The sequence below is a fragment of the Gilliamella sp. B3023 genome (assembly GCF_026536845.1).
GTDB classification, from domain to species: domain Bacteria; phylum Pseudomonadota; class Gammaproteobacteria; order Enterobacterales; family Orbaceae; genus Gilliamella; species Gilliamella apicola_E.
The window spans coordinates 40,483-61,422 of the sequence record NZ_JAFNNH010000017.1; the positions used below are offsets into that span (position 1 = coordinate 40,483).

At 34.6% G+C, this 20,940-nt stretch carries 15 protein-coding genes and 3 tRNA genes; 5 read left to right on the forward strand and 13 right to left on the reverse strand.

What is annotated here, in order from left to right:
- Complete coding sequence (locus tag J3U16_RS09795; RefSeq protein WP_065735162.1) at positions 1-2,265, reverse strand: aconitate hydratase; 2,265 nt, start codon at positions 2,263-2,265, stop codon at positions 1-3.
- A 392-nt stretch (positions 2,266-2,657) separates the two neighbouring features.
- On the opposite strand from J3U16_RS09795, the gene J3U16_RS09800 reads away from it, so the two are divergent.
- On the forward strand, positions 2,658-4,217 hold the full coding sequence (locus tag J3U16_RS09800) for an AbgT family transporter (protein ID WP_065735161.1): 1,560 nt from the start codon (positions 2,658-2,660) through the stop codon (positions 4,215-4,217).
- 21 nt (positions 4,218-4,238) lie between these two features.
- Positions 4,239-5,468: a peptidase T gene (pepT, locus tag J3U16_RS09805; RefSeq protein ID WP_267342974.1), complete on the forward strand. Its 1,230-nt coding sequence runs from the start codon at positions 4,239-4,241 to the stop codon at positions 5,466-5,468.
- Between the two features lie 52 nt (positions 5,469-5,520).
- Here the strand turns inward: pepT and J3U16_RS09810 are convergent, their stop codons facing one another.
- The 9 genes from J3U16_RS09810 to znuA all read right to left on the reverse strand — a co-directional run bounded on the left by J3U16_RS09810 (position 5,521) and on the right by znuA (position 16,883).
- Entirely contained in the window at positions 5,521-7,626 is a 2,106-nt protein-coding gene (locus J3U16_RS09810) for a TonB-dependent receptor (protein ID WP_267329988.1), read from the reverse strand.
- A gap of 323 nt (positions 7,627-7,949) precedes the next feature.
- Positions 7,950-8,025, reverse strand: a tRNA-Lys gene (locus J3U16_RS09815).
- A gap of 136 nt (positions 8,026-8,161) precedes the next feature.
- The gene (gene ybgF / locus J3U16_RS09820; RefSeq protein ID WP_065735159.1) at positions 8,162-8,905 is read right to left on the reverse strand and encodes a tol-pal system protein YbgF; all 744 of its coding nucleotides are present in this window, start codon (positions 8,903-8,905) and stop codon (positions 8,162-8,164) included.
- 67 nt (positions 8,906-8,972) lie between these two features.
- Positions 8,973-9,446, reverse strand: coding sequence for a peptidoglycan-associated lipoprotein Pal (gene pal / locus J3U16_RS09825; protein WP_065562447.1), 474 nt, complete (start codon positions 9,444-9,446; stop codon positions 8,973-8,975).
- A 171-nt stretch (positions 9,447-9,617) separates the two neighbouring features.
- Positions 9,618-10,913, reverse strand: coding sequence for a Tol-Pal system beta propeller repeat protein TolB (gene tolB, locus J3U16_RS09830; protein ID WP_065735188.1), 1,296 nt, complete (start codon positions 10,911-10,913; stop codon positions 9,618-9,620).
- A gap of 374 nt (positions 10,914-11,287) precedes the next feature.
- Positions 11,288-12,097 carry a bifunctional DNA-formamidopyrimidine glycosylase/DNA-(apurinic or apyrimidinic site) lyase gene (gene mutM / locus J3U16_RS09835; RefSeq protein ID WP_267329987.1) on the reverse strand — a complete coding sequence of 270 codons (810 nt, stop codon included), beginning with the start codon at positions 12,095-12,097 and terminating at the stop codon, positions 11,288-11,290.
- A 13-nt stretch (positions 12,098-12,110) separates the two neighbouring features.
- Positions 12,111-14,435, reverse strand: coding sequence for a bifunctional glycosyl transferase/transpeptidase (mrcB, locus tag J3U16_RS09840; protein WP_267329986.1), 2,325 nt, complete (start codon positions 14,433-14,435; stop codon positions 12,111-12,113).
- A gap of 124 nt (positions 14,436-14,559) precedes the next feature.
- Positions 14,560-15,921: a murein DD-endopeptidase MepM gene (gene mepM, locus J3U16_RS09845; protein ID WP_267329985.1), complete on the reverse strand. Its 1,362-nt coding sequence runs from the start codon at positions 15,919-15,921 to the stop codon at positions 14,560-14,562.
- Between the two features lie 29 nt (positions 15,922-15,950).
- On the reverse strand, positions 15,951-16,883 hold the full coding sequence (gene znuA, locus J3U16_RS09850) for a zinc ABC transporter substrate-binding protein ZnuA (protein WP_267329984.1): 933 nt from the start codon (positions 16,881-16,883) through the stop codon (positions 15,951-15,953).
- 94 nt (positions 16,884-16,977) lie between these two features.
- Between znuA and znuC the strand changes: the two genes are divergently transcribed.
- From znuC to J3U16_RS09865, 3 genes are all read left to right on the forward strand, one after another.
- Positions 16,978-17,748, forward strand: coding sequence for a zinc ABC transporter ATP-binding protein ZnuC (znuC, locus tag J3U16_RS09855; RefSeq protein ID WP_267329983.1), 771 nt, complete (start codon positions 16,978-16,980; stop codon positions 17,746-17,748).
- Positions 17,748-18,548, forward strand: a complete 801-nt coding sequence (gene znuB / locus J3U16_RS09860; protein WP_267329982.1) for a zinc ABC transporter permease subunit ZnuB — start codon at positions 17,748-17,750, stop codon at positions 18,546-18,548. The genes znuC and znuB overlap by 1 nt, the downstream gene beginning before the upstream one ends.
- 119 nt (positions 18,549-18,667) lie before the next feature.
- Positions 18,668-20,191 (forward strand): YifB family Mg chelatase-like AAA ATPase, encoded by a 1,524-nt coding sequence (locus J3U16_RS09865; protein ID WP_267342975.1) that lies wholly within the window; start codon positions 18,668-18,670, stop codon positions 20,189-20,191.
- A gap of 4 nt (positions 20,192-20,195) precedes the next feature.
- On the opposite strand, the gene J3U16_RS09870 is transcribed toward J3U16_RS09865, so the two are convergent.
- From J3U16_RS09870 to J3U16_RS09880, 3 genes are all read right to left on the reverse strand, one after another.
- Positions 20,196-20,534, reverse strand: a complete 339-nt coding sequence (locus J3U16_RS09870) for a DUF413 domain-containing protein (protein ID WP_065562455.1) — start codon at positions 20,532-20,534, stop codon at positions 20,196-20,198.
- A gap of 134 nt (positions 20,535-20,668) precedes the next feature.
- Positions 20,669-20,744, reverse strand: a tRNA-Trp gene (locus J3U16_RS09875).
- A gap of 8 nt (positions 20,745-20,752) precedes the next feature.
- A tRNA-Asp gene (locus J3U16_RS09880) sits at positions 20,753-20,829 on the reverse strand.
- Between the last annotated feature and the right edge of the window lie 111 nt (positions 20,830-20,940).

Consider the following 20,940-nt stretch of genomic DNA (forward strand, 5'->3'; position numbering starts at 1 on the left):
TTACTTAACTTCTTCTTTTAACTTATTCAATGCACTACCTGCCTTGAACCATTCAATTTGTGCTTGATTGTAAGTGTGCGAAACGGCGAAAGACTCTTTACTACCATCACGATGATGAAGGGTTAATGTTAGATTTTTTCCAGGAGCAAAATTACTGAGTCCAGTAATGCTAATTTGATCATCTTCACGAATTTTGTCATAGTCATCTTTATTGACAAAGTTTAAAGCAAGCATACCTTGTTTTTTTAGATTGGTTTCATGAATACGAGCAAACGATTTAACCACAATGGCTTTAACGTTTAAAAAACGTGGTTCCATTGCAGCATGTTCTCTTGATGAACCTTCACCATAATTCTCTTCAGCAACAACTATTGACCCGATTCCTTGTGATTTTAATTTACGTGCTAATGCAGGTACTTCAACATAATCTCCCGTTTGAGCATCCAACACACAGTTCGTTTTTTGATTAAAGGCATTAACCGCACCTATTAGCATATTATTTGAAATATTATCTAGATGACCACGAAATTTTAGCCACTTACCAGCCATTGAAATATGGTCTGTGGTACATTTACCAGTTGCTTTAATCAATAGTGGTTGCGAAATAATATCTTTACCATCCCAAGGAGTGAAAGGTAAAAGCTGTTGTAGTCGATCTGAATGAGGATCGATACGAACTTCAACTGCACTACCATCAGCTATTGGCCCAATATATCCAGCATCATCAACCGCAAATCCTTGTTTTGGCAACTCATCACCGAGTGGCTCAGTAAGTTTCACTTTTTCACCTTTAACATTAATGAGATGGTCAGTAAGTGGGTTAAAGCTTAATTTACCTGCAATTGATAATGCCACTACAATTTCTGGGGAACAAACAAACGCATAAGTGTTTGGGCTACCATCATTACGTTTAGCAAAATTACGATTGAACGAGGTGACAATCGAATTTTTGTGTTCATCGGCAACTTCATCACGACGCCATTGCCCAATGCAAGGGCCACATGCGTTAGCCATAATAGCAGCACCTGCTTGTTCAAAACGACTTAAAATGCCATCACGTTTAGAAGTATATTTAACTTGCTCTGAGCCAGGATTGATAATTAATTTTGCATTTACTTTTAAGCCTAATTTATTAGCACTATCAATAACTGAAGCTGCGCGCATCATATCTTCATAAGAAGAATTAGTACATGATCCAATAAGTCCAACTTCCATATTGTCTGGATAATCGTGTTCTTTTACGGCAGAAGCAAGCTCTGAAATAGGATAAGCTAAGTCAGGTGTGAATGGACCATTCACATAAGGCTCTAAGGTAGATAAATTAATTTCAATAACTTGGTCATAATAATTTTCAGGTTGCTTTAAAATTTCTTTATCAGGATTGAAACAATCTACCAATGTATTAGCTAAATCCACTACTTCTTGACGACCAGTCATGGCAAGATAATCAGCAGATTTTTTACTGTAAGGGAAGATTGAGGTTGTTGCGCCGACTTCAGCTCCCATATTACAAATTGTTGCTTTACCAGTAGCTGATAACGACTCAGTACCTTCTCCAAAATATTCAATAATTGAATTAGTACCACCTTTAACGGTTAAAATACCAGCTAGTTTTAAAATGACATCTTTTGGTGATGACCAGCCAGATAATTTTCCAATTAGCTTTACACCAATAATTTTTGGCATTTTTAGTTCCCACGGCATACCCGCCATCACGTCAACAGCATCAGCGCCACCAACACCAATGGCAATCATGGATAGGCCACCTGCATTAGGGGTATGCGAATCGGTACCGATCATCATCCCACCAGGAAAGGCATAATTTTCAAGCACTACTTGGTGAATGATTCCTGCATCAGGCTTCCAAAACCCGATGCCATATTTGTTCGAAACATCACGTAAAAATTGATAAACTTCATGGTTATTACTTTCAGCAATGATGAGATCATCATGGGCATTTTTATAAGCTTGAATAAGGTGATCACAATGGACTGTTGAAGGTACCGCAACTCGTTTACGACCAGAATTCATTAATTGTAATAGTGCCATTTGTGCCGTTGCATCTTGCATAGCGACACGATCTGGGGAAAAATTTACATAATCTTCCCCTCTTTTATAAGCTTTAAGCTCTTCACCTTCAGCAAGATGGGCATAAAGGATTTTTTCCGTCAAGGTTAATGGTTTTCCAATTTTCTGGCGAATAAGATCAATTTTTTGCGGGTAATGTTGATAAATATCTTTTATTAAATCAATATCGAAAACCATAATTAAGCTCCCATTGCTTATATTATAATATCCTTTAGAGCCTTACTCACAATCAGGATGATTGAATATTTATTCTTTTTTTATGATTAAATATTCAGACAATATAGCATTATTTTTGTTTTATGCAATCTTGCAGCAATACTTATTGTTAACTTTGATTAAAAACAATAAATTTAGATGTCATCGTTAACAGGAATTCTATACTAGCGAAATATTAAATATTATGCACATTAAAGAAAATTCAAAATTAGTAAATCCCATAAGTAAAAATAATGTAAAAAAAGTTGAGGAACGGGGTTTTTTAAGTCATTAAAATCGCGCCAACGCATTGTTTACTTACATTATTAAACTATGTTACATTGTTTTCCCGAATAATATTTACACTTTTTTTCATGAATCAAATAAAAAATACGTCACCATTAAAAACTGGTGGATTTTTAAATACAATAGAACGAATTGGAAACAAAATTCCTGATGTTACAACTCTTTTCTTTTATGCATTAATAATTTGTCTGGTTGCTTCATTATTACTTTCTTTTGTCAGCTTTAATTATATTAATCCAGTAACGCAAGAAAAACTGGCAGTAGTGAATATGTTAGCACCCAACCAATTAGTTACCTTTTTTACAAAACTTGTATCAAATTTTGTCTCATTTCCACCTCTTGGAATTACCATTGTAGCTACATTGGGTATTGGTATTGCTGAAAGCAGTGGCTATATTCATGTTCTGCTCAAAAAATTATTAGCTATCACACCTAAAAAACTGGTTACTCCATCAGTTATTTTTGTCAGTATGGTTTGTCATATCGCGTCAGACTCTGCTTATGTAATTTTAATGCCTGTGTCAGCAATGATGTTTTATGCGACAGGGCGTCACCCATTAGCGGGGATTGCTGCTGCATTTGCAGGATTAGCTGGAGGTTTTAGTTCAAGCTATACCCCTTCAATTATTGATCCAATAATGCAAGGCTTTACACAAAGCGCCGCTCAAATTATTGACCCGACATATCAAGTCAATGTTCTTTGTAATTACTTTTTAAGTTTTGGTGGTACTTTCTTTGTATTGATAGCCTGCTGGTTTGTTACAGATAAGATTGTTGAGCCTCGCTTAAATGCCACGATGCCTTTAAACAATGATATTCAATTAGATAACATTGCTGATTCTCCTGAGATTTCACCAATAGAAAATAAAGCATTTAAAATTGCATCAGCTGTTTTTTTAATTATTGCTGTCGGCTTAGTATTGGTTTTATTACCAGAAGATTCTTTATTACGCGCACCCGACGGTAGTATGACGAGTAACAAAGCACCAATCATGCAAATTATTGTGCCGTTGTTATTTGTATTTTTTGCAATACCAGGCTTAATTCATGGCTTTATCACTGGCGCATTTAAATCATCGCGAGATATCGTCAAATCAATGGAAAATATTACTAAGTCACTTATTCCATTTATTGTTTTTGCTTTCTTTTGTGCGCAATTTTTATATGTATTTTCAAACTCACAAATTGGTACCTTAATTGCTATTGGTGGAGCTGAGTTTTTAAAAGCATTACATTTGCCATCAGTTGTTACTATTTTTGGCGTAATAATTCTAACTAGTCTGCTTAATGTGTTAATCACTTCAGCCTCTTCCAAATGGGCTATTTTAGCGCCGATTTTTGTTCCGATGCTTATGTCTGTGGGGATCTCGCCAGAATTAACCCAAGCAGCTTATCGTATCAGTTCAGCAGTTAATGTTAGCACGCCTATGTTTGCTTTTTATCCTTTGATCATTGCTTATTGTCAGCAGTATTGTAAAAACACTGGTGTGGGTACTTTGAGTTCGATGATGATCCCATATACGGCTGCTCTCTTAATTGCTTTGACAATAAATTTATTACTGTTTTGGTTTTTAGGTCTTCCTATCGGTTTTGATAGTGGTTATGTCTATCCTCCAATAACTAGTTAATCGCAGATAAGGATTTTAATCATGAATATTACCGAACAATTAGTTAAACGATTTTTACGTTATGTAAGTATTCCAAGCCAAAGCAAAGCTGGCTCGGCAGTTGTGCCCTCTACTCCAGGACAAACTAATTTAGCAAAACAACTTGAACAAGAGTTAATTGATTTGAAGTTACAAGATGTTCACCTTGATGAACATAGTATTGTGACAGCCAAATTAACCGGTAACCAACCTAATGCGCCAAAAATTGGCTTTGTTGCGCATCTTGATACTGTAGATGTCGCACTGTCAGAGAAGATTAATCCACAAAGGGTGACTTTTACTGGTGAAGATATCTTATTAAATAAAGGCAAAGATATTTGGTTTAAGGTGGCAGAACATCCAGAGTTGAAGAAGTATCTCAATGAAGAGCTGCTCGTTACAGATGGTACCAGTGTTCTAGGCGCTGATAATAAAGCAGCAATTGCAGTTGTCATGACCATGTTAGATCAGTTGCAACAGCAAAATTGCCCACATGGTGATATTTATGTTGCTTTCGTGCCAGATGAAGAAGTTGGGTTAAATGGCGCCAAAAAACTGGATCTGCAACGTTTTAAACCTGATTTTGCTTATACCATTGACTGCTGTGAATTGGGTGAAATCGTTTATGAAACATTCAATGCTGGCTCGGTTACGTTTGAAATTGAGGGTGTATCTGCTCATCCTATGTCAGCAAAAAATGTCTTAATCAATCCAATTCGCATAGCGAATGATATTATTAACTGTTTTGATAGCTTTGAAACACCTGAACATACCGAAGGTAAAGAAGGATATTTTTGGTTTAATGATATTATTGGTAACCAAAGCACAACTACATTAAAAATGAGCATTCGTGATTTTGATTTAACTCGATATGAAGCTCGTAAAACTTACATTCAAGATGTGGTTAGTTTTATCAGTCGTAAATACCCTAAAGCAAAAATTGAATGTCAAATTACTGATATCTATAGCAATATTGCTAATTATTTAGGTGATGATCGTCGTTGTATTGATTTGATTTACCAATCATTTGAATTATTGGGTATTAAACCAAATACTATCGCCATGCGTGGAGGAACAGATGGTTCAGCACTATCAGCAAGAGGACTCACCACGCCAAACTATTTTACTGGCGCACATAACTTCCATTCTTGTTTTGAGTTTTTACCATTATCATCATTCTTGAAATCATTCGAAGTCACGATGAAAATTATTGAATTAGCGGCGAAAGTTTAAAAATAATCAACAAGAGGGAATACCATTCCCTCTTAAAAATACTTATCGAATATTATAATTTATAACTTGCAGTTAATAAAAATGCGCGAGGAGTGCCTGGCATACTACTTGAGCGCCAATATTTTTTACCCAATAAATTGGTTAATGCTAAGGTTAGATCAACAGATCGTGTTTGATAACCGATTGCGGCATTCCATGTTCCATATCCAGGGCGTTTAACGAGGTTTTTATCATCATTATACATTGAACCTTTATAATCAAATCCCACTTCCGTGAACCAATCTTCATGTGGAAGGTAGCGAACACTAAGATAGCCACTATGTTTAGCTGTATTAGATAGGTATTTTCCTTGGTTAGCTGGTGTTTTTTTATCTTTATGCACTTTAGCTTGTTGATAACCAATACCGCTATTGATATACCAATTTTTACTTAGTTGTCCAATAGCATTCAACTCTATTCCCTGACTGCGATCACTGCCTCTAACTTGCCAATTATAAGGATCATTGACCGAGTCAGGTTGATACCTAACATTATAAAGTTCAAGATCATAGAGTGCGATTTGAGTAGAGAGCTTATCATTAAACCAATCACTTTTGACACCGATTTCATACTGACGTGAATACTGAGGCTTATCATCATAAACAGTTTTAGAATCTGTAGCTATGGTTATTAAACCTCTACCACCATAAGGTGCAAAGTTTTTACTATACGAAGCATAAAAACTTTGAGACGCAATCGGTTGCCAAATTAAACCAATACGTGGACTTAAAGTGTGACCATCATATGACCGATTTTGATGATTCAATTTGTTATCTGAAGCAAATTCATAATTATCATAACGTAATCCTGCAAGTAATTTCCATTGTTCTGTAAAGCTGATGAGATCCTGCCAATATAACCCTCTAGAAGTAGCTTTATGATTAGTTTTGGTATTCAATGTTGTGAAGTGAGGCTTTTTAGAGCGCCAATGAGGATGATAAGGATCCACAGCTTCAGGATATTGGCTAGCTAAAGCTAATCGTGGTTCCCTTTTTTCAATGTTATATTCAACTCCGATTAACATATCATGGGCAATACTTGCAGTATTAAATTTACCGGCTAAATCAAGGGTATTACTGTAGGTTTTGTTCGAAGTTTCTTGCCAAGCTCGACGGAATTTTAATTTACCTTTGTAATTACACGGCTTACCATTGTTTAATTTCCCATTCCAATCACAATAATTACCAGCATAAAGATGATCGAAATTTTGCTCAGCTTTACGATACATATTTGTTAATTTAATAGACCAATGATGATCAAATTCATATCCCATCACCGAACGTAACGAATTAAAATTATCTTTTACATAATCATCTGGGTGAGCATAGGCCGTTTTGATTGAAACACCTCTTGGTAAATCATAATAAGCCGGCGCCCTATCTGGTTTACGCCATAATTTATCATTTGTATATTGTACTAACCAATTAAATCCGTTTAGATTATCATACAAAACGCTTGGCGAAACCATTGTATCTCGTTGTTTAATGCCTTTACGAAAACCTTTATCTGATTGGTGATCTATAGTCATTCGTACGGCAAGTTCATCACTTAAAACATGGTTAACATCTATCATTCCACCATATTTATCCCAAGATCCACCTCGTAAACTCAAGGTAGACGGTGAATCAAAATTTGCCTGCTTACTGATCATATTTATGATTCCACCACCTGAACCTCGACCATAAAGTACCGAAGCAGGTCCCTTTAAAATTTCAATTCGCTCTATATTAGCTGTACTTTGTCTAACTTGTCCGCTAGCACGGACACCATCTCGGTAAATATCGCCGGAACTAGCAGAAAACCCTCTAATTTTGATACCTTCATCTCGCATATCATAAGTTGCATCGACTCCGGGTAATTTATTGACAATGACACTGAGATCATTTTGTCCATAAATTTTTTGTTGTTCAAGGTTAATCGAATTAATGGTTTGAGGAATATCCTTTATTTCAAAGGTTTGTTTAGTTGCAGTTGATGATAGTTTTATGCGCTGATCATTATTATCCTTAGCGACTACCTTCATAGTTTCAATATCATCATTAACTTTATCTTGAGCGTAAACTATAAAAGTAAATAAGCCCAGAGTACATGGGAAGACTAATTGATTAACTAATTTCATTATTTTTCCTATTGTTTGATTAATTTTAAAACAACAGTTTTTAATGATAATGATTGTTATTTGCGATTACAACTTTTTTCTATCTTGGCGGCTTTCAATATAAACCTTAAATCATATTTTTATAAAAATATAAATTTGATTTGAAAGTCTCTAAGTTAGTTAGTGGATGATATGGTAATATTTTGATTATTTGATTTTTTTTGAATTATCTTCTAATAACTAACAGTGGATTTTATTAAAATAGATTTTTAATCAGATCACCAAACCGACAAGTTTAGTATGTCTAGTTTGTTTGGAAGATAAATTCATTATGTAAGAGGAAGTGGTGGGTCGTGAGCGATTCGAACGCTCGACAAACGGATTAAAAGTCCGCTGCTCTACCGACTGAGCTAACAACCCATTTTGATAGAATTACTTTCTGCTTTATTACTTAACGCTTCAAGCAATTTCGGGTTGCTATAATACTTATAATTATAAGGCGGTGCAACCCTTTTATTGCTATTTTTATTCAATAGCTGGTTATTTATACACTTTATTATAACGATGCTATTTTTTTATTTGCTAGATCAACTGTCTTTTTATCTTTAGGGTATTTATTTACGACTTGTTGAAAAACAGTTTTGGCATTCTTTTTATCACCTTTATCAAGTAAAATTAAACCCACTTTGTAAAGGCTATCTGCTGCTTTTGGAGAAGATGGAAAATCTTTTACTACTGTTGCGTAATAAAATGATGCATTATCTTTTTTACCTTTTTTATAACAAAGTTGACCAAGCCAATAATTTACATTTGCACGGTAACTTGTCTTTGGGTAGGCTTTTAGATAATTTTGAAAGGCTATAATTACGTCATCACTCTGTTTGTCATCATTAATATATTGCATGACGTAATTATAATCCGCTTTATCATCACCTGAAGTAGACCATCCAGATAAACCTGAAGATGATGATGGCGATGCCCCAGCATCAGTGCTTGATGTTGAATCAGAACTGTCACCTTGGGTTTCATCATTTGGATTTGATGAGAATCCTGTCCCATTAGTCATTTGCTGTAATATCATTTTTTGACGTTCAATTGTTTGGTTAAGTTGATGCTTAGTTTCTTCCAATTGACCACGAAGTGTATCTACATCAGATTGTAGATCATTAATTTTTTGTTGATTCTGGATTATCAACTGTCCTTGTGCTTGTATTGTTCTATCCACATCAGAACTACCAGCAGCACAACCATATCCAGCAAATAATAAAAATAAGGACAATGTGAGTATTTTTTTATACATATTATATAAACTCGACGTGAACTTAAACATAAAAAACGGCTGATAAATCAGCCGTCATAAGATGGGATTAATATCCAGCGTAAGTAATTACTGCACGACGGTTTTTAGCATAAGCTGCTTCGTTGTGACCTAATACTGCTGGTTTTTCTTTACCATAAGAAACGATTGAAAGTTGTTCACCAGAAACACCGTTACTTTGTAAGTAAGATTTAACTGCTGCTGCACGACGTTCACCTAACGCGATATTGTATTCTGGAGTACCACGTTCATCGGCATGACCTTCAATAACAACATTTAAGAATGAATTTGCACGCATAAAGATTGAATGTGCATTTAATAATGTTGAATATTCTGATTTAACATTGTATTTATCATAATCAAAATAAACTGTATTGATTTGTTGTAATTTTTGTAATTGAGCTAGAGCTTCTTTAGATAAAGAACCGTTACCTGCTTTGCTGCTGCTGTTTGAAGAACATGCTGTCACAGCAATTAATGGTAAAGCAACTGCAGCTACCTTAAGAAATTTAGAAAATTGCATTGAATTAACTCCTTTGTGTTTAAATAAATTATTATTTATATTTTGTATACTTCTAACCAACTTCAAAGTAACACCTGTTACCAACTAGAAAGATTAGAAGTATATATTATAACGACCTTCACATTTACACAATTTTAATAATTATATTATTGCTTAAAATTTAGTCGTTCCTCATAAATAAGGTGACCACGATGGGAATTTTACTTGTCCATCAGTCGCTGGTAACCTTGCTTTAAAATTACCATCAGTTGAAACAAGATTTAAAATTGTACCTAAACCTTGCGATGAACTGTAGATAATCATAGTGCCATTTGGAGCAATACTCGGTGTTTCATCTAAAAACGTATCAGTTAATCGTTGATAAGTATTCGTTTCTAGATCATATCGAGTAATATGTTGCTCACCATTATTAGTTGAAATTACAGCAATAAACTTACCATCTGGAGATACGCGAGCATTTTGATTCTGAGTATTATCCCAAGTTATACGTTGTGATGCCCCACTGTTAATGTTAATTGAATAAAGTTGAGGACGTCCCGCCTGATCAGATGTATAAACAATAGTTTCATTATCAGGCATCCATGAAGGTTCAGTGTCATTACTGCGGCTAGAGGTAATTTGAGTAATTTTCTTAGTTCTTAAATTCATCATATATAAATTTAAGCTACCACCTTTTGATAAGGCAAAAGCTAATTTGCTACCATCTGGTGAAAATGCTGGTGCACCATTATGCTGTGGAAAAGATGCAATAGTTTCAACTGCACCACTTTCTAATGTTTTTAACACTAATGCAGAACGACCACTTTCAAAAGTTACATAGGCTATTTTTTTGCCATCAGGTGACCATGTTGGTGACATTAATGGTTCTTTTGAACGGTGTACGGTGACTTGATCAAATCCGTCATAGTCAGATACACGTAATTCATGTGTGTAAGGACCCTTACTATTTTTAACGACGTAGGCAATACGTGTTCTAAAAGCACCCTTGATACCAGTTAACGCTTCAAAGATTTCATCACTTGCAGTATGGGCTGCATAACGTAACCAACGTTGTTCAATAGGAAACTGATTTTCAACTAAGACAGCACCAGGACGTTCAACTGTATCAACTAATTGATAGGTGATAAGATATTTTCCTGATGCATCAGGTTGGATTGTTCCGACTACAACGGCAGAAATACCAATATTGCTCCAAACACTAGGATTGACTTCAGAAGCGGTAGTTGGTTTTTGCGGCATTGCTGCCACATCAATTGGATTAAATTTACCACTATTGCGTAAATCAGAAGCAATAATATTATCCACAACTTGTGGAGGTTCACCACTACCTGTCCATTTAAATGGTATGACCGCAATTGGTTTAGCAGAACTTACGCCATCAGTGATTATAATTCTAACTTCAGCAGTAGCTATCATTGTATATAAAAAAACAAAACAAGCTATCAAAAAGCGAGAAGCAAATTTGATCATCTTAAATTCCTTAATCAAAAAGAAATATATTTAAGTTAAAATAAGTATAACAACCGTATTTAAATACAAAAAGATAAAACCTTTTAACAATTAATAAAATGTTATTAAATGGTATCACTCTTTACTAAATATAAATATCAGCGTGAAAGATAGCCGAAATTGCGTAACAAGTCCATAGCTATTTGAGTAAAAAAGATTTTTCTATATAAATTATTTATTATTCTTATATTCGCAATTACTGTCGCTTATTTACTATACTATTCTGATTTGGGTGGAGTTAAAAGTAGTCGCCAAAAAATTTTTATTTAAATTAAATATAATCAAGCTAAAGATATTAAAGAATGATCAATAAGAATATATTTCCAAATTTGCTATTTTTGGCATTTTTCACAATAGAATGTATTGCGTTGGCCTATTCGATGAGACTTTATGTCAGATTTACAAATTAAACACTTTTCGCCTTCTCTACCATATACTTGGAGCTTTTGTACAAAATAACCCGGTTTACCATCAGATTGAACAAAGTCTTTAAGTGTAGTACCACCTTGTTCTATAGATTTGGTGAGCACTTGTTTAATTGCTGTGACTAATCGTTCAAATTCTTCTAAAGTTAAACTATTTACTTTCCGGTGCGGATTAATTTTTGCCATAAACAATGATTCTGAAGCATAAATATTACCAACACCAACCACAATATGGTTGTCCATAATCCAGCTTTTTATAGGAATATTTCGATTAGTCGCTTTTTCGAAAAGATAGTTTGCTGAAAACTCCTCGCTTAGAGGTTCTAATCCTAAATGCTTCAATTGTTTAAGATCATCAATAGAATTAGTCCAAAGCCACGACCCAAAACGCCTTGGGTCGGTATAACGTAATGTCACACCATTTTCTAATACCAAATCAACATGATCATGTTTATCTGGTTTTTGGTTTGATTTTACTATGCGTAAGCTACCAGACATACCTAAATGAATTACAATCCAATTTTGCGTCAACTGTAATAATAAATATTTAGCACGTCTTGTAATATCTATTATTATTTGACCTTGAGCATCGGAGATAGCCACATCAATAGGCCAACGAAGCTTGGGTTGTCGAACAACAACTTGTTTGATAATTTGGCCTTTTAAATAAGGTAAAATACCACGCCGACTAGTTTCTACTTCTGGTAATTCAGGCATTTAATAATCTCATTTAATTATTGAACATGTCAGTAACCCAGCTAGGAGCCGATTGATTTGTCTCAGTTTGAGAACTAACAGCACATAAACTTTGCGGATTGACCGTCCATGCAGGTAAAGTCCTTACTCCTCCTCCATCGCACTGCCATTGGCCACTACTATCAATAGGTACCATAAAGATATTTTGTGGTACTGAAAGCTGTAATTTTTTCGGTGGATTATTTTGTAAGTATTCACTATATATTTTTAATGCACCTGTAGCGCCTGTTAATTTCATAGGTGAATGATCATCAAGCCCTATCCAAATGACTGCAACATTTTTTCCATCAATACCAGTAAACCAACTATCACGCGAATCATTACTTGTTCCAGTCTTGGCAGCTAAATTGAAAGATCCATATTTAGCTTTCAATGAACGTGATGTTCCTGATTCAACGACTTGTTGCATAGCGTAAGTGGTTAAATAAGCCGATTGCTGAGAAACCGCTTGAATTTGTTGCGGGTAATTTTGATAAACAAGTTCACCTTTATCAGTTAATACATACCGTAGTATTGTGAGCGGTGCACGTTGGCCATTATTGGAAATAGTTTGGAACATTTGTGCTGTTTCTAATGGTGTTAACTCTAGAGCACCTAATAAGCGAGAAGGCAAATTAGGGATACGATCTTCAGGTACCCCCAATGCTTGTAAAGTCGTTTTAGTTGCGTCTAAACCTAATGACATACCTAAGTTAACTGTAGGTACGTTAAGTGAAAGAGCTAATGCATCAATTAACATCACTTTATCGCGAAATTTCCGATCAAAATTCTTCGGTTGCCAATAACCGCCGTTATCAAGTTTGATTGATAGTGGGTTGTCGTTTAACCAAGTATTAAGCTGATAACGTTCTGGCTGACCTAATGCAGTTAAGTAGGTTGACGGTTTTGCCAGTGAACCAATTGCTCGTCTAGTTAACCACGCTCTGTTATAACCAGGGTAACGTGGCTCAGCGCTACCAATAATAGAACGGATTTCACCTGTCTCACGGCTAACAATAACCATTGCTGTTTGTAATTCTTTATTAGTCGATTTACGTAATGTTTCTATTTCATCCGTAACCGATTGTTCTGCTGCAGCCTGAGCAACTGGGTCGAATGTGGTGAAAATTTTCATTCCTGACAGGTGGTCTGCTTTATCACCCAACTGTTTTCTCAGCTCACTACGGACAACTTGCATAAATGCTGGTTGCGGTGATATCACACCACCTTTTGGTAAGACTGAAAGTGGGCGTTGGCTGAGTAAATTATATAATTCCTCATCAATAATTCCTTGTTGCTCAGCAAGTTTTAATACAACATTACGACGTTCAATCACTTGTTGTGGTTGAGTCCAAGGATTATAGTACGAAGCACCTTTTACCATACCTACTAATACAGCTTGCTGATCTAATGTCAATTCATTAACTGGTCGACCAAAATAGTAAAGGCTTGCTAATGGGAAGCCATGAATTTCTTCACTACCAGCTTGACCTAAATAAACTTCATTTAAGTAAAGTTCTAAAATACGTTCTTTACTATATCGAGCATCTAAAATGATAGCCATATAGGCTTCACGTATTTTACGACTGAGACTTCTCTCATTCGTTAAAAAGAGGTTTTTAACCGTTTGTTGTGTTAGTGTGCTTCCACCTTCAGTACGACCTGTTGTTAAATTAACATATATAGCTCGACCAATAGAATATAAACTTACACCATGGTGGTCATAAAAACGTTTATCTTCAGTTGCAACTAAGGTTTTTATTAACGAGTCAGAAAATTCTCTTAAAGGCACAAAAAGCCGTTGTTCACCATTTGGGGAATGCATCATCGTTATTAATTTAGGATCAATCTTAAGTAAGCCAAAATCACGACCTGTGTCTAAATTAGATATGCGATCTATCCTGTTTTCAAAGAAAGTAATTTTGACACGAAAAGCTTTTTCTTCACCATCAGGAAATGTAAATGGACGACGGTAAATTTCAACAGCACCATTTTGAACAATAAATTCGCCTGGTCGAGTTGCTTTACTATCTTGCTGACGATATTGTGCACCTTTTAGCAAAGTAACAACATCACTAAGACTATAATCACTATCTGGTTCAAGGTCGACTATCTGTCCATAGACAGCCGCAGGTAATTCCCAAACATTACCATCTATACGTTCTTTAATTTGTTGATCTAAATAAATCCCATAAACGACAGTTACAGCAACAAAGATAAGACATAATTTGAAAAGCAACGACCAAAGTCGACGCCACAATGATTTCTTATTTTTTTTTGAAGCTTTTTTAGTCGATTTCTTTTTAGTTGGTCTGTTCAAACTGCACCCAATATTAAGATTAAATAAAATTAACTTATAATAACATAACTTTTTAATGAAGCATTGAGCTTCTTATCAATAAGATATTTTAGTTTAAATAATATAGTTAAATATAGAAAATCAATTAAAAACTAAGTTGTGGCTGAATATTTTTAACTTTTTCTATAAATGCTTTTTTAGACTTACCGGTTAAACCTTCATTAATCGGTAAACTTGCTGTTAATGGATTAACAGGTTTATTATTGATATGTAATTCAAAATGCAAATGTGGTCCAGTAGAACGCCCTGTATTACCAGATAAACCAATTTTGTCACCCTGTTTAACTTGTTGGCCTGGTTTCACTAAAATTTTGTCTAAATGCATGTATGCCGTCATATATTGCCTACCATGGCGTATAGCGACATAGTTACCTGCTGAGCCACTGTATTTCGCAATAACAACTTCTCCATTTCCTACAGATAATACTGGCGTTCCTCTAGATACTGCAAAATCAACACCATTATGTGGTGTAACAACTCCTGTAACTGGATGTAACCGACGCGGATTAAAACCTGATGATACGCGAGCTTTTTTAGCTAAAGGATATCGGAAAAAACTTTGAGATAAACTACCTGCATTAATATCATAGTATTTACCATCATCAGCTAGAATCGCATAATAATCTTTAGACCCATTTTTAATGCGAACACCAAGTAATTTACTATTTGATAAACGATTTCCATGCATTTCACGAGATAAGTATACCACGAATTTATCGCCTACTTTTAAACGTCGAAAATCCAAACGCCACTGCAATGCACGTGTAATAATTCCAATCTCATTACTCGTTAAACCAGCTTTACGCGCATCAGCTACAAAACTGGATTTCAGCTCACCTTTAATAACATTATTTTGTGAGACACCTTCTACTGTTTCAGTACTTTCTATAAATTGATTACCTGACTTTTCAAAAATTCGAACATTATTAGTTGATATTGTCCAGTTAAAAGTCAGCAAATTATGATTATCATCGGTCGTCCAACTAACCTGCTGACCAATTCTCAAATTGGCTAGTTGTTTATACTTACCTGTTAACTGTGCAATATCATTTTTATTTACATTATAACGATTCAAAATATCGTGTAATGTATCACCACGTGATATGGTATATTGCACTGTGTTATCTTTTTCTTCAGCAAGATCATCTAATTCGTCTTTAGCTATATCATCTTCAGGAACATCAGACGACTCTGTAACATTGTCAGTTTTAGACTTATCACTAAGCATATCAATTCGCCCATCGCCAATAACAACTGAAGACGAAGGCGTATCTGTAACTGTAGTTTGAGCTTGAGAATTTAGAGGGACGTACACTGTGCGATCTAAATTTAAAGGTCGCCACAATATAGTTACAAAAATAACAACAACAAGGGCTCCTAATACTGAAAAATAGGGAATTTTGAATTTATTTTTTGCAATATTAGGGGATTTAATCTGCTGTGCCAAAATTAACCTTAACTATCTTATAATCTAAACTATTTTTTATCTAAACAATCCAACAGCTCCTGAGTTAATGTTAATAAAAAGTGTGAATAGGCACCTTTTTCGACAATGATACCTGTCCCTAATGGATTTAATTCACCAATTTTAACATTTGTACCATTTACTAACTTCTTTATAACTGCAGGGCTAAACTGTGGCTCTCTAAAAACACAGACTGCTTGATGTTCCGCTAGCTTTTTTTGAATTGCATAGACAGTTTGAACGCCAGGCTGTACTGCTGGGTTTATGGTAAAACTTCCTAGATTTTTTAATCCGAACTGTGATTCAAAGTACCCATATGCATCATGAAACACAAAATACCCTCTATTTTGTACGCTAATTAGTTTTTTTGCAATGTTTTGTTCTGTTTCTGATAGATTTGTAATGAATTCGTTCAGATTTGCATCAAGCAACTGCACTTTATTAGGATACAGTTCTATAAGCTTATCATGGATTGATTTTGCAATAATTTTAGCAATTTTTGGCGAAAGCCATATATGTTCATCATATTCACCATGATGATGGTCATTATCATCATGAGGTATTTCTTCATCGTGATGATTGGTTCTAAGCAAACTCTTAATTTCGGGAACATCCATTAATTCTATCTGCTTGTGTTCATCAACATTTTTTAAAACAGTTGGCATAAAAACTTCCATATCTTCACCAACCCAAATTATTAAATCAGCATTCTTAATTTTAGCCAAATCGGAGGGTTTCAATGAATAAGTATGAGGAGATGCGCCATCCGGCAATAGTATATCTGTATTTGTTACACCTGATGCAATTGCTTCAGTAATAAAACCTATCGGCCTTACTGAGGAAATTACAGTGGCATTAACATTATTTGTTAATCCAATAACGATTAGCGTAAGTTGAGCAAGAAAACGTAGAACTCGTCTGATGTTTTTAGTTGAATTTTTCACTTTGTCATCCAATATTTATAAAATATGATGGAATAAAACCATATTATTGTTATAATATAACATAACATATTGATCGGCAAGGACTATCGATATCATGACACAATTAATGGCTCTAAATAATATTTCGGTTAAAATAAATCAACAAAAAATATTATATGATGTTTCATTGACGATTAACTTAAGCCAAATTATTACGATTCTAGGTCCAAATGGTGCAGGAAAATCAACACTCGTCAAAGTTATTTTAGGATTAATTTCACCTACAACAGGCACCATTGAACGTGCTTCTGATTTGACTATCGGTTATGTTCCTCAATCAATAAATTTGAATCCAACTTTACCTATAACCGTCAAACGGTTTATGCAGCTAAATAAACAATTAAGTTATGATGATATCATCCAAACATTATCTTTAGTAAAAGCTCAATACCTGATTGATCGATCTATGCATCAATTATCAGGCGGGGAGTTACAGCGAGTGCTACTTGCTCAAGCATTAGCAAAACGCCCAAAACTACTTATTTTAGATGAGCCTACACAAGGTGTAGATGTAAATGGACAAGTGCTATTGTATGATTTAATTATTAATGCTAGAACGAAGTTTAGTTGTGGTGTTGTAATGGTTTCACATGATTTACATTTAGTTATGGCAAAAACAGATGAAGTAATTTGTTTAAACCATCATATCTGTTGTTCAGGAACACCGGCTAGTGTCTCAAACGATCCAGAATTTGTTTCTTTATTTGGACCTCACGGCGCATCACAAATCGCTTTATATAAGCACCATCACAATAATGATTGTTGCCAGCATCATAATGATCATAATAGAAAAATTATATTACCTGATTCAAGAGGAACAAAATAATGATTGAGTTACTCTTACCCTCTTTACTTGCAGGTTTATGCTTATCGTGTTTAACAGGTCCATTGGGTACATTTGTTGTTTGGCGAAGAATGTCTTATTTCGGAGATACGTTATCTCATGCAGCATTATTAGGGGTTGCTTTTGGCTTCCTTTTTGATATCAATCTATTCTATGCCATCGTTTTAGTGACACTGATATTAGCTATCGGGCTGTTATGGTTAGAATCTCAAAAACAACTACCTGTTGATACATTACTGGGTATTTTAGCTCATAGCGCTCTTTCACTTGGTTTAGTTGTGATAAGTTTAATGAATAGTATACGCATTGATTTGATGGGTTATCTATTTGGTGATCTTTTATCTATAACAATGTTTGATGTTTATCAGATTTTAATTTGTGTAGTAATAATTGGAATTCTGTTGATATGGCGTTGGAATCAATTTTTATTTATCACTGTTAGTGAGGAACTAGCATTTAGCCATGGCATTAATGTACCACTAACGAAATTTATGCTTACAATACTTTTAGCATTAACAATTGGTATTGCTATGAAATTTGTTGGAGCTTTAATTATCACTGCACTATTAATCATTCCAGCTGCTACAGCAAAATATTATGCTAAAAACCCAGAATCAATGGCATTTTTTGCAATATTAATTGGGATGCTATCTATTTTGGGTGGAATTCTGTTTTCATTAATTTATGATACTCCAACAGGTCCTTCTGTTGTATTAAGTAATACTTGTTTATTTTTTATATCATTATTTATTTCTAAATTCTTTTTAAGAACTAAAAATTAAAATATCAGTAAAATTAGAAAATTTATTGCGAGGGAACACGCATTTTTAGTTATCTATTTGTTCACATTATTTAATTACTAATAAAGTGCTAAAAATCAGAAACTAATGAAGACAAAACTATGTCTCTCGCAATTATTTATACAAGAGCCTCTATTGGAATACAAGCACCTCAAATTAATGTTGAAGTACATATTAGTAATGGATTACCAGGTTTTGTTCTGGTTGGTCTTCCAGAAGCAACGGTTAAAGAATCTAAAGACCGAGTTAGAAGCGCTATTATTAATAGCGGCTTTACATTTCCAGCAAAAAAGATAACTGTTAATTTATCTCCAGCAGATCTTCCTAAAGAAGGTAGTCGCTTTGATTTGCCTATAGCTATCGCTATTCTTGCAGCAACCGAACAAATACCTAACGATAATCTAGCTAAATATGAATTTTTAGGTGAATTAGCCTTATCTGGGGAGATTAAAGCAGTAAAAGGTGCTATTCCTGCTGCTATATCATCTAAAAAAAATAATCGTACATTGATTATTTCTAGAGAAAATCAATCTGAAATATCATTAATCCATCATAATAATACGTTAATTACCCATAATTTATTAGAACTATGCCAATATCTATACAATGAAATTAATTTACCTACTGTTGAATACAGAGAATACAAAGATGATGATGAGCAAATAATTAACCTACAAGATATAATTGGTCAAGAACATGCTAAAAGAGCCTTAGAAATTGCCGCTGCAGGTGGACATAATCTATTGTTAATTGGTCCACCAGGGACCGGTAAAACTATGCTAGCCACTCGGTTAACTTCATTATTACCATCATTATCAGATGATGAAGCACTTGAAAGTGCAGCAATCACCAGTCTTGTTAGCGCTAATGGTTCGATTAAAAATTGGCGTAAAAGGCCATTTAGAGCCCCGCATCATAGTGCATCAGCAGCAGCTTTAGTTGGTGGCGGCTCAATTCCTAAACCAGGAGAAATTTCATTAGCCCATAATGGAGTGTTATTTTTAGATGAATTACCAGAATTTAACCGTAAAGTATTAGATGCCTTAAGAGAACCCATTGAGTCAGGAGAAATAGTTATATCTAGGGCAAATGCAAAAATAAAATTTCCAGCAAAGTTTCAACTCATTGCCGCCATGAACCCTAGCCCTACGGGTCATTATCATGGAACTCATAATAGGACAACACCACAACAAATTATACGTTACTTAAATCGACTTTCTGGTCCATTTTTAGATCGTTTTGATATATCAATTGAAGTACCATTACTACCTAAAGGTACACTAAGTCAAAAAGTTAGTGTAACTGAACCAACTGATAAAGTGAAAAAAAGAGTTATGGATGCTAGAAAAATTCAAATGATAAGAAATAAAAAGTTAAATAGTCAATTATCACCAAAAGAAATTCAAATTCATTGTTTGTTAACTGATGAAGATAATGAGTACTTAGAACAGGCTTTAATTAAATTAGGACTTTCTGCTCGAGCTTGGCATAGAATATTAAAAGTATCTCGGACTATCGCCGACTTAGATTGTTCAAAGAACATAGAACGAAAACATATTTCAGAAGCACTGAGTTATCGTTCTATGGATAGATTATTAATTCAAATGCACAAAAATATTGGCTAATAAATTAATCATCACTATCGACAAAGTCATCACTCACGTCAACTTGAGGTTTTCCACCTGATAACGTGTGAAAACGTTTTGGTTTGTTAATTTTAGAAAGGTACTTTATCCATGTTTTTTCATAATCTGTAACTGGTTCCTTTTTCCCTTTACAAACTGCAACAAAAGATTTCTCTTCTGATGTAGTTGGCTTTTTAGTTTCTGCATCGAGATCTCTAAAAGCACAACCATATTTTTCTAAGATCTGTGCTTCTTTGATAGTAAAATCGCCATGACGAGAAAATCCTCTTGGATAATTCTTATTATCAAAAAAACGTTGTTGACTTACAAAACTTTCAGCCATGTTATATCCTCTAGATTATAAAAGTTGTTGGGCGGGAATTATAATTGACAAAGTTAATCTGTAAACAAAATTTTTTTATTTATATAAATAAAATTGAATGAATGACTAAAATTAGAACAAATCTATTATTTTTATGGCAGGGGCGGAGAGTCTCGAACTCCCAACACCCGGTTTTGGAGACCGGTGCTCTACCAATTGAACTACGCCCCTAGATAAGGTGGCGGAACGGACGGGGCTCGAACCCGCGACCCCCTGCGTGACAGGCAGGTATTCTAACCAACTGAACTACCGCTCCACCGTATTTTTTGGTGTGTTTATAAATTAAAAGTCTGGCGGCACCCTACTCTCACATGGGTAATACCCACACTACCATCGGCACTACGGCGTTTCACTTCTGAGTTCGGCA